This is a genomic window from Priestia sp. YIM B13552 (assembly GCF_042787775.1).
GTDB lineage: Bacteria > Bacillota > Bacilli > Bacillales > Bacillaceae_H > Priestia > Priestia megaterium_E.
Window position 1 is genome coordinate 259601 of sequence record NZ_JBHZOU010000004.1, and the last position, 12661, is coordinate 272261.

The 12661-nt window shown below is 39.7% G+C and carries 11 protein-coding genes and 1 other RNA gene; 7 read left to right on the forward strand and 5 right to left on the reverse strand.

Features of this window, described 5'->3' with window-relative positions:
* Positions 1-55 precede the first annotated feature (55 nt).
* From ACFX40_RS18340 to ssrA, 4 genes are all read left to right on the forward strand, one after another.
* Positions 56-796, forward strand: a complete 741-nt coding sequence (locus ACFX40_RS18340) for an alpha/beta hydrolase (protein WP_013059696.1) — start codon at positions 56-58, stop codon at positions 794-796.
* Between the two features lie 38 nt (positions 797-834).
* Positions 835-3177: a ribonuclease R gene (rnr, locus tag ACFX40_RS18345; RefSeq protein ID WP_013059695.1), complete on the forward strand. Its 2343-nt coding sequence runs from the start codon at positions 835-837 to the stop codon at positions 3175-3177.
* Positions 3178-3328: 151 nt separating this feature from the next.
* Positions 3329-3796, forward strand: coding sequence for an SsrA-binding protein SmpB (smpB, locus tag ACFX40_RS18350; RefSeq protein ID WP_013059694.1), 468 nt, complete (start codon positions 3329-3331; stop codon positions 3794-3796).
* A gap of 137 nt (positions 3797-3933) precedes the next feature.
* Positions 3934-4295: a transfer-messenger RNA gene (ssrA, locus tag ACFX40_RS18355) on the forward strand.
* Positions 4296-4425: 130 nt separating this feature from the next.
* Here the strand turns inward: ssrA and modB are convergent.
* The 4 genes from modB to fdhF all read right to left on the reverse strand — a co-directional run bounded on the left by modB (position 4426) and on the right by fdhF (position 9442).
* Positions 4426-5082 carry a molybdate ABC transporter permease subunit gene (gene modB, locus ACFX40_RS18360; protein ID WP_028409640.1) on the reverse strand — a complete coding sequence of 219 codons (657 nt, stop codon included), beginning with the start codon at positions 5080-5082 and terminating at the stop codon, positions 4426-4428.
* Between the two features lie 7 nt (positions 5083-5089).
* On the reverse strand, positions 5090-5887 hold the full coding sequence (gene modA, locus ACFX40_RS18365) for a molybdate ABC transporter substrate-binding protein (protein ID WP_028409639.1): 798 nt from the start codon (positions 5885-5887) through the stop codon (positions 5090-5092).
* A gap of 124 nt (positions 5888-6011) precedes the next feature.
* Complete coding sequence (locus tag ACFX40_RS18370; protein WP_013085382.1) at positions 6012-6491, reverse strand: helical membrane plugin domain-containing protein; 480 nt, start codon at positions 6489-6491, stop codon at positions 6012-6014.
* Positions 6492-6502: 11 nt separating this feature from the next.
* Entirely contained in the window at positions 6503-9442 is a 2940-nt protein-coding gene (gene fdhF / locus ACFX40_RS18375) for a formate dehydrogenase subunit alpha (protein ID WP_098332569.1), read from the reverse strand.
* Positions 9443-9808: 366 nt separating this feature from the next.
* Between fdhF and ACFX40_RS18380 the strand changes: the two genes are divergently transcribed.
* The 3 genes from ACFX40_RS18380 to moaA all read left to right on the forward strand — a co-directional run bounded on the left by ACFX40_RS18380 (position 9809) and on the right by moaA (position 12029).
* A complete protein-coding gene (locus tag ACFX40_RS18380) occupies positions 9809-10153 on the forward strand; it encodes a Na-translocating system protein MpsC family protein (RefSeq protein ID WP_013059689.1) in 345 nt (114 codons plus the stop codon).
* 66 nt (positions 10154-10219) lie between these two features.
* Positions 10220-10966, forward strand: a complete 747-nt coding sequence (gene fdhD / locus ACFX40_RS18385; RefSeq protein ID WP_371400140.1) for a formate dehydrogenase accessory sulfurtransferase FdhD — start codon at positions 10220-10222, stop codon at positions 10964-10966.
* Between the two features lie 46 nt (positions 10967-11012).
* The gene (moaA, locus tag ACFX40_RS18390; RefSeq protein WP_028409636.1) at positions 11013-12029 is read left to right on the forward strand and encodes a GTP 3',8-cyclase MoaA; all 1017 of its coding nucleotides are present in this window, start codon (positions 11013-11015) and stop codon (positions 12027-12029) included.
* Between the two features lie 12 nt (positions 12030-12041).
* On the opposite strand, the gene mobA is transcribed toward moaA, so the two are convergent.
* Positions 12042-12611, reverse strand: coding sequence for a molybdenum cofactor guanylyltransferase (gene mobA, locus ACFX40_RS18395; RefSeq protein WP_028409635.1), 570 nt, complete (start codon positions 12609-12611; stop codon positions 12042-12044).
* Positions 12612-12661: the final 50 nt, after the last annotated feature.

Genomic DNA, 12661 nt, shown 5'->3' on the forward strand with positions numbered 1-12661 from the left:
ATGTTTTTTTCTATTAGGACTGCAGATATTATAACTAAAAGGAGTTAAATGATATATGAAAATTGCACAACCAAAGCCATTTACATTTGAAGGCGGCGAAAAAGCTGTTTTATTACTTCATGGTTTTACCGGAAATTCTGCTGATGTTCGTATGTTAGGTCGTTTTTTAGAGAAAAAAGGATACACATGCCACGCACCTCATTACAAAGGACATGGCGTAGCCCCTGAAGAACTTGTTCATACTGGTCCAAAAGATTGGTGGAAAGATGTCATGGACGGCTATGAGTTTTTGAAAAGCAAAGGTCATGAAAGTATTGCCGCTGTAGGTCTTTCACTAGGTGGCGTATTTTCACTGAAATTAGGTTACACTGTACCTATAAAGGGTATTGTGCCTATGTGCGCCCCTATGTATATAAAGAGTGAAGAAGTCATGTATGAAGGTGTTTTAGCGTATGCACGCGAATATAAAAAGCGTGAAGGTAAATCGTCTGAACAGATTGAACAAGAAATGGAAGAGTTCAAGCAAACACCAATGAACACATTAAAGTCTTTACAGGAATTAATCGCTGAAGTGCGAAATTCAGTTGATATGATTTATGCACCGACATTTGTTGTACAAGGTCGTCATGATCATATGATTAATACAGACAGCGCCAATATTATTTATAATAGCGTCGAGTCTCCTACAAAAGATATAAAATGGTACGAAGAATCTGGTCATACCATTACCTTTGATAAAGAGCGTGATCAGCTTCACGAGGATGTATATGCATTTTTGGAATCACTTGATTGGTGATAGAGATAATACGAATAAAGAAAAAGGAGGGACATGATGTGAAAGAAGAAAATCAGCCCTATATAAATGAAATATTGGATTTTATGAAAAGGGATAATTACAAACCTTTGACTGTCCAAGAGCTTGCAAAAGAATTTAATACTGAGGATGCAGAGTCATTCAAAGAGTTTGTGAAGGCACTTGTTATTATGGAAGAGAAGGGTTTAATTATCCGAGCAAGAAACGATCGCTACGGGCTGCCGGAACAAATGAATTTTGTTAAAGGGAAAGTAAGCGGACATGCAAAAGGGTTTGCGTTCGTAGTTCCTGAAGAAAAAGATGCGGGTGATGTATTTATTCCCCCTACTGAAACAAACAATGCTATGCACGGAGATATTGTGCTTGCAAGAGTGTCATCAGAATCATCAGGTGCTCGTCGTGAAGGAACCATTGTAAAAATCTTAGAACGAGGTACCCAGCAAATTGTAGGTACGTATACGCAAAGCAAAAATTTTGGCTTTGTGATTGCGGATGACAAAAAAATTGCAGGTGATATCTTTATTCCCAAAGCAGCAAGAAACGGTGCCGTTGAAGGCCATAAAGTAGTAGTAGAACTGACAACCTATCCGGAAGGCCGCATGAACGCAGAAGGAAAAGTTGTTCAAATTCTTGGACATAAAAACGATCCGGGGATCGATATCATTTCTGTGATCCATAAGCACGGTCTTCCTCAAGAATTTCCTGCTGATGCTTTAACACAAGCAATTGATACACCTGAAACGATTGACGAAAAAGATATCGGCAACCGCCGCGATCTTCGTGATCAAGTTATTGTAACCATTGACGGAGCAGATGCAAAAGATTTGGATGACGCCGTAACGGTTACAGAGCTTGAAAATGGAAACTACAAATTAGGCGTCCATATTGCAGATGTAAGTCACTACGTTAAAGAAGGTTCTCCGATTGATGTAGAAGCAGCGGAGCGCGGAACAAGCGTCTATTTAGTAGACCGAGTTATTCCGATGATTCCTCACCGTTTATCTAATGGAATTTGCTCATTAAATCCAAAAGTTAACCGTTTTACGCTTTCTTGTGAGATGGAAATCGATCCACAGGGTGAAGTAGTAAAACATGAGATTTTTGAAAGTGTCATCAAAACGACAGAACGAATGACGTATTCAGACGTTAACAAAATCTTAGTGGATAAAGACGAAGAAGTGTTAGAACGCTACGAGCCAATCGTTCCGATGTTTGAGCGTATGGAAAAGCTAGCAGCTATTCTTCGTAAAAAGAGAATGGATCGCGGTGCCATTGATTTTGATTTCAAAGAAGCAAAAGTATTAGTAGACGATGATGGCCATCCCCACGATGTTATTTTGCGTGAACGTTCGGTTGCTGAAAAGCTAATCGAAGAATTTATGCTAGCGGCGAATGAAACAGTAGCAGAACATTTTCATTGGATGAACGTACCGTTCATTTATCGTATTCATGAAGATCCAGATGCAGAGAAGCTTACTCGTTTCTTAGAGTTCATTACAAACTTTGGTTACACGGTGAAAGGAACAGGAAACGATATTCATCCGCGTGCGCTACAGGATATTTTAGAAGAAGTAAAAGGTACGCCTGAAGAGATGGTTATTTCAACTGTTATGCTTCGTTCGATGAAACAAGCGAAATATGAAGCAGAAAGTTTAGGCCACTTTGGTTTATCAGCTGAGTTCTATACGCATTTTACGTCTCCAATCCGCCGTTATCCGGATTTAATCGTTCATCGTCTCATTCGCACGTATTTAATTGAAGGAAAAACAGATCAGCAAACGCAAGAAAAATGGCGCGAACTTCTGCCTGATGTTGCTGAGCATTCTTCTAATATGGAACGTCGTTCAGTTGACGCTGAGCGAGAAACGGACGATATGAAAAAAGCTGAGTTTATGGCTGATAAAGTTGGGGAAGTATTTAATGGTATTATTAGCTCTGTTACTAACTTTGGAATGTTCGTGGAGCTAGAAAATACGATTGAAGGTTTAGTTCATGTCAGTGACTTAACAGATGACTATTATCGTTATGACGAGCGTCACTATGCAATGATTGGAGAGAAAACGGGCAATGTCTTCCGAATTGGAGACGAAATTGAAGTGAAAGTTGCCGATGTGAATAAAGACGAGCGTTCAGTTGATTTTATTATTGTAGGAATGAAAGAAAGTCGCAAACGCTTATCTAAAGACCGTCCTAAAGTGATTAAAGCAAAACAAAAGTCACGCAAAGATGATAAAGGAAAAGGTCGCGAGGGCAGCCGAAGCAAAAATGAAGAGTGGTCTACTCAAAAGCCAAAGAAGAAAAAGAAAAAGAGATTCTTCGAGGGTGCCCCAAACGTTAAGCGCAAAAAGAAAAAGCGCAAATAATCGAAATCGACAGCAGTGAAGCAGAAGGGTATTCCTTCTGCTTCAAAACAGCTCCATTAAACGTTTTAGTTGTTGTTTAGATTTCCATACAGTAAAATGATACATAATATCATACATATACGTAAGTACGGCTGAAGGGAAGGAACGTTTTATGCCAAAAGGTGAAGGGAAATTAATTGCACAAAACAAAAAAGCCCGCCACGACTTTTTTATTGAAGAAACATATGAGACGGGTATTGTTCTACAAGGAACGGAAATCAAATCAATTCGTAATGGGCGTGTAAATTTAAAGGACTCTTTTGCTCGTGTGCAAAACGGAGAAGTATTTCTACACAATATGCACGTTAGTCCTTACGAACAAGGAAATCGATACAATCATGAGCCGTTGCGTACACGAAAGTTATTGCTGCATAAGCGTGAAATCAGCAAGCTAATTGGCTATTCAAAAGAAACGGGTTATTCATTAGTTCCTTTAAAAGTGTATTTAAAAAATGGATACGCAAAGGTTTTACTAGGGCTTGGTAAGGGTAAAAAGAAATATGACAAGCGTGAAGACTTGAAGCGAAAAGAAGCGAAGCGCGATATCGAACGAGCATTTCGTGATCGTCAAAAGATGTAACATTACAAAATCTTACAATTGCAAAATGCTCATTTTGTGATATAATAAGTATTGTTATCAGTTAGATTTCATTTTGCACACTGAAGTCGCTATCTGATGTAAGATTTTTTCTTACACATTCCGACTCCCTTTTATATGGGGACGTTACGGATTCGACAGGGGTAGTTCGAGCTTAGGTTGCGAGTCGAGGAGATGGCCTCGTTAAAACATCAACGCCAATAATAACTGGCAAATCTAACAATAACTTCGCTTTAGCTGCATAATAGTAGCTTAGCGGTTCCTCCCTCCATCGCCCATGTGGTAGGGTAAGGGACTCACTTTAAGTGGGCTACGCCGGAGTTCGCCGTCTGAGGACGAAGGAAGAGAATAATCAGACTAGCGACTGGGACGCCTGTTGGTAGGCAGAACAGCTTGCGAATGATCAATATGCCAACTACACTCGTAGACGCTTAAGTGGCGATATTTCTGGACGTGGGTTCGACTCCCACCGTCTCCACCAATACATATTGTATGGTGGCTTACCTTACTTATAACAGGAGTTAATCAAATGTATGTTCTTCATTTGATTAGCTCCTTTTTAATTTATGATGTATGTAAAAAGGATGTCTCTTTGTGTAAGAGACATCCTTTTACTTTTGTTTAAGCTGAACAAAAAGCAGCATAAGAAAGGAAAGAAAGACGATTGAAATAACCCATAGCCAAGCGAGATTCATGTTTCCAGAGTCAATCGCTACGTAGATAGCGGTAGGAACAGTTTGTGTTTCACCTGGAATATTACCAGCAAACATCAAAGTGGCTCCAAACTCTCCGAGTGCTCTTGCCAGACTTAGCACTCCTCCTGTTACGATGGCTTTAGAAGCTAAAGGGATGGAAATAAAGAAAAAGACTTTCCATTCGCTTGCACCATCTACTCGAGCTGCGTCTTCAATTTCGTAATCTACGCCTTGAAAGCCTGTTTTGGCAGATTGATACATAAGCGGAAACGCAACGACAACGGATGCAATAACAGCCGCCCACCATGTGAAAATAACAGGTTGTTGAAAGACCCATTCAATTGTCCGGCCGAGCAGGCTGTGTTTCCCGAATATGACAATCAATAAAAATCCAACAACGGACGGAGGGAGCACCAACGGGAGCATTAACGCCGTTTCAATCATCACTTTTCCCTTAAAGTGTTTCCTGGATAACAGTTTTCCTATAACAGTGCCTAAAATAATAACGACAAATCCTGCTACTAATGCAATTTTAAGGGATAGCTGAAGAGGAGATAAAAATTCTTGAATCATAGCGGCCTCAATTTGCAGTGAAACCGTATTTCTTTAAAGTGTCAAGAGCCGTCTTACTTTGTAAAAATTGATAAAAAGCTTTTGCTTCTTGTGGATGTTTCGAATCCTTAATAACGCCTACAGGATATACAATTGGTTTGTGAGTGCTATTCTCTGCAGTAGCGACAATCTTCACCTTTTTTGAAATCAAGGCATCGGTTTTATAAACCACCCCAGCTTCAACGTTTCCTGTCTCCACATAGGAAAGCACCTGGCGTACGTCTTTCGCATAGACGGTTTTTGGCTCAATGTCTTTCCAGAGGTTCATGTGTTCAAAAGTCTCCTTCGCATACTGTCCGGCAGGAACGGATTCTGGTATTCCAAGTGCAATTTTTTGAACAGTCGGCTTTGATAGATCTTCAAAGTTTGTGATAGCAGACGTATTATTCTTTGGGACGATAAGCACAAGGTCATTGCCAACCAAGTCAGTACCATTTTCCTTGGAGATAGCTCCTGCTTTTACTAGTGCATCAAACTTGTCTTCCGCGGCTGAAAAAAATAAATCAACAGGTGCGCCGTTTGTAATTTGCTGCTGCAGCGAGCCTGAAGCTCCAAAATTAAATTTCAAGTCTATATTTGGATGCTTTTTTTCATATTGCTTTTGAAGATCAGTGAGCGCATCTTTTAAGCTGGCCGCAGCGGATATCGTTAAGCTGATGTTTTTGTGCTGAGCTGCGGATTGATCTGTATTTGTTTCGTTCGAACAAGCAGCAGTAAACATAATTAAAAATAATAGTGCGAATAAGGGTTTAAAGTATTGTTGCATCGTGTCACCTCAATTAGTTGTAGTAAAGCAATTTAGTATAACTATATCACGTTCATTTAAAATTTGACTTCCTAAAAAGAAAACAGCGACTTGAAAGGGGAAAACTTTCAAGTCGCTGCTTCATTTATTCTTCCAACGCTTTGCCCATTCCTTTTAAAAAGTGAAGCCCAAATCCAATTGCACGATTGACATCTGGATCGTTTAGCGCTTTTATAAGAGCTAATGCACTTACTTTTTTTCCTGTTTTTACATATTCATTCGCTTCGTTCATACCAGCCGTTGCGCTATTTACAAGTTTAGCGGTTACTTCTGGATCTGCCTTCATCAAACCGCTGCTTGCACCCATAAGAGTATTAATTAAATTGGTTACCGGCTCTCTGGAAATTTGATGAAGCGCAATTTTTGAGATTTTTTCTTTTGCTTGAATCATTGAATCAGCAGCTTCAAGAACACCCATATCGTTAAGTTCGCCAACAATACCGAGAATACGGTTCAACGCTTCTTCATTATCTGCCAGCAGAGAAGTTAAATCTTCTAATTTTTGTTGTTTTTCTTCTTCCTCGCTTAGAAGAGGTTTCTTAATTTCTGTAATAGGTTGTGCCATCTTTTCTCCTCCTATTTACTTGTTAAATGGACGTAGCCAGGACGGTTCCATTTACGCTGAACCTCGACCCCATTTTGAGGATGACGTTTTTTATTACGCGGATTTGTAGGCGGTAAAGGCGTTTCGCCACCTTTACTTAATACTTCCATCCGTACTTTTGTTTGTTTGTAAGCCGGCGTATTTGTTCGTTGGTCGACTGCAGGTCCCGTCAAGAAGTTAATAGCCGAATCTTTATGAACAGAGTGCATTGGAAGATACAGTTCATTTGCTTTTACTCGCTCTGTAATTAATGCCTGTACTTTTACTGCTCCAAACGGTGAGATTAATCTGACAAGCGAACCTTCTTCAATTTCACGCTCCTTGGCAAGCTGAGGTGAAATTTCTACAAATACTTCTGGTACTTTTGATTGGATGCCGCTCGATTTATTAGTCATATTCCCTTCGTGAAAATGTTCTAACATTCTTCCATTATTAATGTGTAGATCATATTCTTCTGGGAATTCGGCAGGAAGTACCCAATGTGATAAAGCAAAGCGCGCTTTTTTATCTGGGAAATTAAACCCATCGACGTAAAGTAACGGCGTGCTTTTTCCCTCTAAGCTCCCCCATAAGAAGCTATTCCAGCCTTCAAGGTTTTCGTAGCTGGCTTGGCTGAATAGGGGTGATAGACTAGCCATTTCTGCAAAGATATCACCAGGATGTGTATACGTCCAGTTCGCACCTAAGCGGTTGGCAATCTCTTGAACAATCCACCAATCCGGCTTTGAATCACCGAGCGTTGGTAATGCTTGATACAATCTTTGGACACGTCGCTCCGTATTGGTAAACGTTCCGTCTTTTTCAAGAGAAGGAACAGCAGGGAGTACAACATCAGCATATTGAGCCGTTCTCGAAAGGAAAATGTCTTGGACGACAAAAAAATCTAAATTTGATAATATTTCGTGTACGTGGTTAGCATTTGAATCAACAAGAGCCATATCTTCTCCAACAAGGTACATGGCCTTCATTTTTCCTTCATCAATTGAATGCAGCATTTGAATATTATCAAGCCCTGGCTTGTCTTTAATTTTTACACCGTATGCTTTTTCAAATTTCGCTCGGGCGACTGAGTCTGTGACGTGCTGATAGCCTGGAAGCCAAGCTGGAAGAGTTCCCATATCACATGCTCCTTGGACGTTATTGTGGCCTCGGAGCGGATAAGCGCCTGCTCCAGGGCGTCGATAGTTTCCAGTAGCAAGCAACAGGTTTGAGATAGCCGCTGATGTATCAGAGCCTCCCGTATTTTGCGTTACGCCCATGCCCCACAGCACACAGGTTCCATCGGCGTCTCGAATCATTTCAGCTATTTGAATGAGCGTTGCTGCTGGAATACCCGTGATTTGTTCAGCATATTCAAGCGTGTACTTTTCAAGCAAAGAGTTAAAGTCTTCAAAATAGTTGACGTTTTCTTGGATGAATTTTTCATTGTGCCATCCTTGGTCAATCATGTATTTTGTTACAGCCATTAGCCATACTTGGTCCGTACCTTGTTTTGGACTGATAAAAATGTCAGAGCGTTCAGCCATTTCGTTTTTGCGCAAATCCGCGACGATTAGTTTTTGGTCATGAAGCTTATGCGCGCGTTTGATACGAGTTGCTAATACAGGGTGACCTTCAGCAGGGTTAGCTCCAACGATGATAACCAGTCCAGCTTTTGCGATGTCTTTTATCGTGCCGGCATCGCCTCCCATTCCCACTGTTCGGAATAATCCATCAGTTGCAGGAGACTGACAGTAGCGAGAGCAGTTGTCTACGTCATTTGTTTCAAACATTTGGCGAGCCAGCTTTTGAATAACATAGTTTTCTTCGTTTGTAATCTTAGAAGAAGAGATAAAACCAACTGATCCATGTCCATACTGCTGATTGATAGAGCTTAACCTGCTTGCTACTAAGTCCAAGGCTTCTTCCCATGACGACTCTACAAATGCGCCATTTTTTCGGATTAAAGGCTTAGTAATACGTTTTTCAGAGTTTACAAAATCCCAGCCGAATTTTCCTTTCACACAGGTTGAAATAGCATTTGCAGGAGCATCAGAGCTAGGCTGAACTTTAAGGATTTCACGGCCTTTTGTCCAAACTTCAAATGAACATCCCACTCCACAAAATGTACAGACCGTTTTTGTTTTTTTCGTGCGTGTTTCACGCATAGCTGCTTCTACTTCTGAAACAGCAAAAATTCCGCTGTATCCAGGTTCTACTTCTTTAACTAAATCAATCATTGGATTTAAAACGTCTTTTGGAAGTCCAGTCATAAATCCAGCTTCTCCAAGCATGGATTTTTCCATTAATGCATTACAAGGGCATACTGTTACACATTGACCGCAGCTCACACAAGAAGATTCATTGATTGCTACACCGTCATCCCAGAGAACGCGGGGGCGTTTCGCTTCCCAGTCGATAGAGAGTGTTTCATTAACTTGAAGATTTTGACAAACCTCTACGCATTGTCCACAAGCAATGCATTGATTAGGGTCATAACGGTAGAACGGATGAGACATATCGACTTCATTCTCTGAGGCCTTTGGCGTATAGGGGTATTTTTGATGTTCAATCTCCATCATTTCGGCTGTGTTATGTAATTTACAGTTTCCATTGTTATTGTCGCAAACGGTGCAGTATAGCAAATGATTCTCTAATAAACGATCCATTGCTTCCGTCTGTGCCGCTTTTGCGGGTGCTGATTGTAATTCAATCTTCATGCCGTTTTCAGCTTTTGTAGAACAAGAACGAACTAACTCGCCATTCATTTCAACGATACATGTGTCACAAGTTTGAATAGGATCCACTTCAGGAACATAACAAATCTGAGGGTGCTCAATGCTTTGCTGGTTAATAATTTCAAGTATGGTAGAACCTGAAGCTGCCTTGTATTCGTTGCCATTTATATGAACAGTGATGGTTTCACGACTCATTTGTTTTCCTCCTTTATATAAAACAAAAAACCACCATGAATACACACGCCTAATTAAATAAGGGAAGTGCAATCATGGTGGAATAGTTTACTAGCAGGTCTTACTAATACGCCAATCCGGCCCATTTATATCGTTAAGAAAAAGTGATAGAGTAATAACAATTCATTATTATTATTATTCCATCTCGGTTATTTATAATTATATCGCTACGTTTTTAAATGCACAACTTTTTTAAATACCGAACTCTCTTCAAAAGTTTTGCTGCAAAAATTTTAGGCTTTTATTTTTTGAAGTGTTGATTTATGATAAAAAAACTGTAGGAATAAAATGCACAATTTAATTTTAATCGGTGGGAGAGCGTTGATTATGTCAAAAACTATTCATGAATTTAATGATATTATTCGGAAGCTTCGAAAAGATTTATTTGGAAAAGGACCGGAAAGAATACATACGGTTTTTGTTGAAAATATGGCTGTCTCAACACTGTATGGAAATTTAACTCCGACAGAAACATTTATTGCAAGCACTTCTGAAGGATGTGACATGGTTCATCTAGCTCGAACAAAAATGATCCAAGATGTATATGCATCGAATCCGCCCGAAGGGCTAGAAGAATTGGTCGGAGCAAAGCTGGTTAATTTATTTTCAGATATGAAAATAAAAGAAAATATAGCGGTTTCCGTATTCGTTTTTGATAAAAACATTATTTGAAAAAGGAGACATCACATGAATTCGACCGTTAAGAAGCGTACAGTTCTTAAATTTAAAAATGGTGAAATGGAAAGCGTGGAAGATAAAATTGTAACGGAGTTTCCTGTGACTGTGAAAATTAACGAAGAAGAGTTTGTCACGATGGTATGTAGCCCTCAATACATTGAAGATATGGTCATTGGCTATTTAGCATCTGAAGGGGTTATTCGAGCATATAAAGACATTAAAAACATATGGGTTCAAGAAAAAGAAGGGTATGTTCATGTTACAATAGATAAATTAAACCCGTATTTTCAAAACCTTCAAAATAAACGATATATCACGTCTTGCTGCGGGGCGAGCAGACAAGGGTTTGTCTTTATAAATGATGCGCTGACTGCTAAAAAAATGAATGATATATCGGTAGAACTTTCCATTAAGGATTGTTTTCAATTGATGAATAAGCTGCAGCAATCTGCTGCTACGTTTCAAGAAACGGGTGGCGTTCATAACGCTGCTCTTTGTGATAAAAATGGCTTTATGCTTAGCAGAATGGACATTGGCAGGCATAATGCTCTAGATAAACTATACGGGTATTGCTTAAAACACCATATTTCAATTAGAGATAAAGTAGTCGTTTTCAGCGGCCGTATTTCGTCAGAAATTTTGTTGAAAGTAGCGAAGATCGGGTGTGAAGTGGTTCTTTCAAAATCTGCTCCGACTGAACTTGCTTTAAATCTAGCAGAAGAATTGGGAATTACAACGGTAGGGTTTATTCGAAATGATTCGTTGAATATTTATACATGCCCGGAAAGAATTTTAAAAGAGAGTTAATCTGCTGTGGAGAAGCTGACAGCTAGAGAGAGGAGAGATGAGGCAGATGTCATACGCTATAGTTGATACTTTAAAGCGTCCTTTACGAGACTTGCGTTTGTCCGTAACAGATCGCTGTAACTTTCGCTGTCGATATTGTATGCCTGAAGAAATTTTTGGGGCAGACTATCCATTTTTACCTGCCGAAAACATTCTTTCGTTTGATGAATTAGAGAGACTCACTAGATTATTCGCATCGCTAGGAGTAAAAAAAGTGCGTATAACGGGAGGAGAGCCGCTGCTAAGAAAAGGCTTGCCAGATCTAATCAATCGTCTGAAGCAAATTGAGGGTATAGATGATATTGCCATAACAACAAATGGCTCACTGTTAAAGAAGCATGCAGAAGCCTTATCAAAAGCGGGATTATCAAGAGTGACCGTCAGCTTAGACTCACTTGATGAAGTGAGATTTCAAGAGCTGAATGGAAACCGAGGAAGCGTAAAACGAGTATTAGAAGGAATAGAGGCAGCAGCTCGTGCGGGGATTTCAGTCAAAATAAACATGGTTGTTCAAAAAGGCAAGAATGAGCAGGATATTCTTCCGATGGCCCAATATTTTAAAGACAAAAAACATACGCTGCGTTTTATTGAATATATGGATGTTGGAAATTCAAACGGATGGAAAATGGATGAGGTTATAACAAAGAAACAAATTCTGGATATAGTTGGACAAGAAATGCCTCTTGAAGAAATTCCACCTCATTATACGGGGGAAGTAGCCACCAGGTATCGGTACGTCGGGACAGAAGAGGAAATTGGTATCATTTCATCTGTCACAGATTCATTCTGTTCCACTTGTTCACGCGCAAGAGTATCGGCTGAAGGAAAGCTCTATACCTGTTTGTTCGCGTCAAAAGGATATGACCTCCGCAAACTGATACGATCAGAAGCATCTGATCATACTGTTTGTGACACTATTTCTGATATCTGGAATCATCGGAAAGATCGTTACTCAGACGAACGAGCTAACGGAAGACAAGTCCAAGGCGCTGAAAAAGTGGAAATGTCCCATATTGGTGGATAATTCAAAAAAGCTTTATACATGCCAATCACTGCGATGATTCACATTTATAAACGTGGGATCTTCTGCTGAAAAAGGCACGCGAAGGACATTTGTCTGATTCAATAATTGCGTAAGCCTTCTTTCACCTTGTGTAACGAGTTGTTCAATAAGAGGAAGCGTTCTACGGTGATAGAGTGCTAGAAGCGGGTGAATGTGATCAGGCTGAACAGGAAGAACAATGTCAGGTGAGTCCGTTTGAGTCAGTGTGATCATGTGATGAACAAACTCAGCATTAATAAAAGGAATATCGCAAGAAAGAATAAAGAACCATTCAGCGCAGCAATCGATGGCAGTTAAAGCGTGATGAATTGCATACAAAGGTCCTTGATACGGGCATTTTTCAACTGCAAATGCAATATCCTTCCTTTGAAAATAAGGGAGTAAATCTTGGTTGGTAGACACAAGTATAGGTGTGACGTGATTTTCTTTTAATGCATCTATACTATATTCGTAAAATGATTTCTTGTTATAGGTTTCAAACATTTTTGGTTTACCATAGCGAGAAGATTTTCCTCCTGCTAATACAATGCCGGCAATGGACATTTATTAAATACCTCCATCAAAATATATTTGTATATTTATGCACGTAAGCG

Bases quoted from the DNA above. Each gene is read 5' to 3' on its own strand.
- modA (WP_028409639.1), bottom strand. From the start codon at position 5,887: ATGCAACAATACTTTAAACCCTTATTCGCACTATTATTTTTAATTATG.
- modB (WP_028409640.1), bottom strand. From the start codon at position 5,082: ATGATTCAAGAATTTTTATCTCCTCTTCAGCTATCCCTTAAAATTGCA.
- moaA (WP_028409636.1), top strand. From the start codon at position 11,013: ATGTCATACGCTATAGTTGATACTTTAAAGCGTCCTTTACGAGACTTG.
- mobA (WP_028409635.1), bottom strand. From the start codon at position 12,611: ATGTCCATTGCCGGCATTGTATTAGCAGGAGGAAAATCTTCTCGCTAT.
- fdhD (WP_371400140.1), top strand. From the start codon at position 10,220: ATGGAAAGCGTGGAAGATAAAATTGTAACGGAGTTTCCTGTGACTGTG.
- ACFX40_RS18340 (WP_013059696.1), top strand. From the start codon at position 56: ATGAAAATTGCACAACCAAAGCCATTTACATTTGAAGGCGGCGAAAAA.
- ACFX40_RS18370 (WP_013085382.1), bottom strand. From the start codon at position 6,491: ATGGCACAACCTATTACAGAAATTAAGAAACCTCTTCTAAGCGAGGAA.
- smpB (WP_013059694.1), top strand. From the start codon at position 3,329: ATGCCAAAAGGTGAAGGGAAATTAATTGCACAAAACAAAAAAGCCCGC.
- ACFX40_RS18380 (WP_013059689.1), top strand. From the start codon at position 9,809: ATGTCAAAAACTATTCATGAATTTAATGATATTATTCGGAAGCTTCGA.
- fdhF (WP_098332569.1), bottom strand. From the start codon at position 9,442: ATGAGTCGTGAAACCATCACTGTTCATATAAATGGCAACGAATACAAG.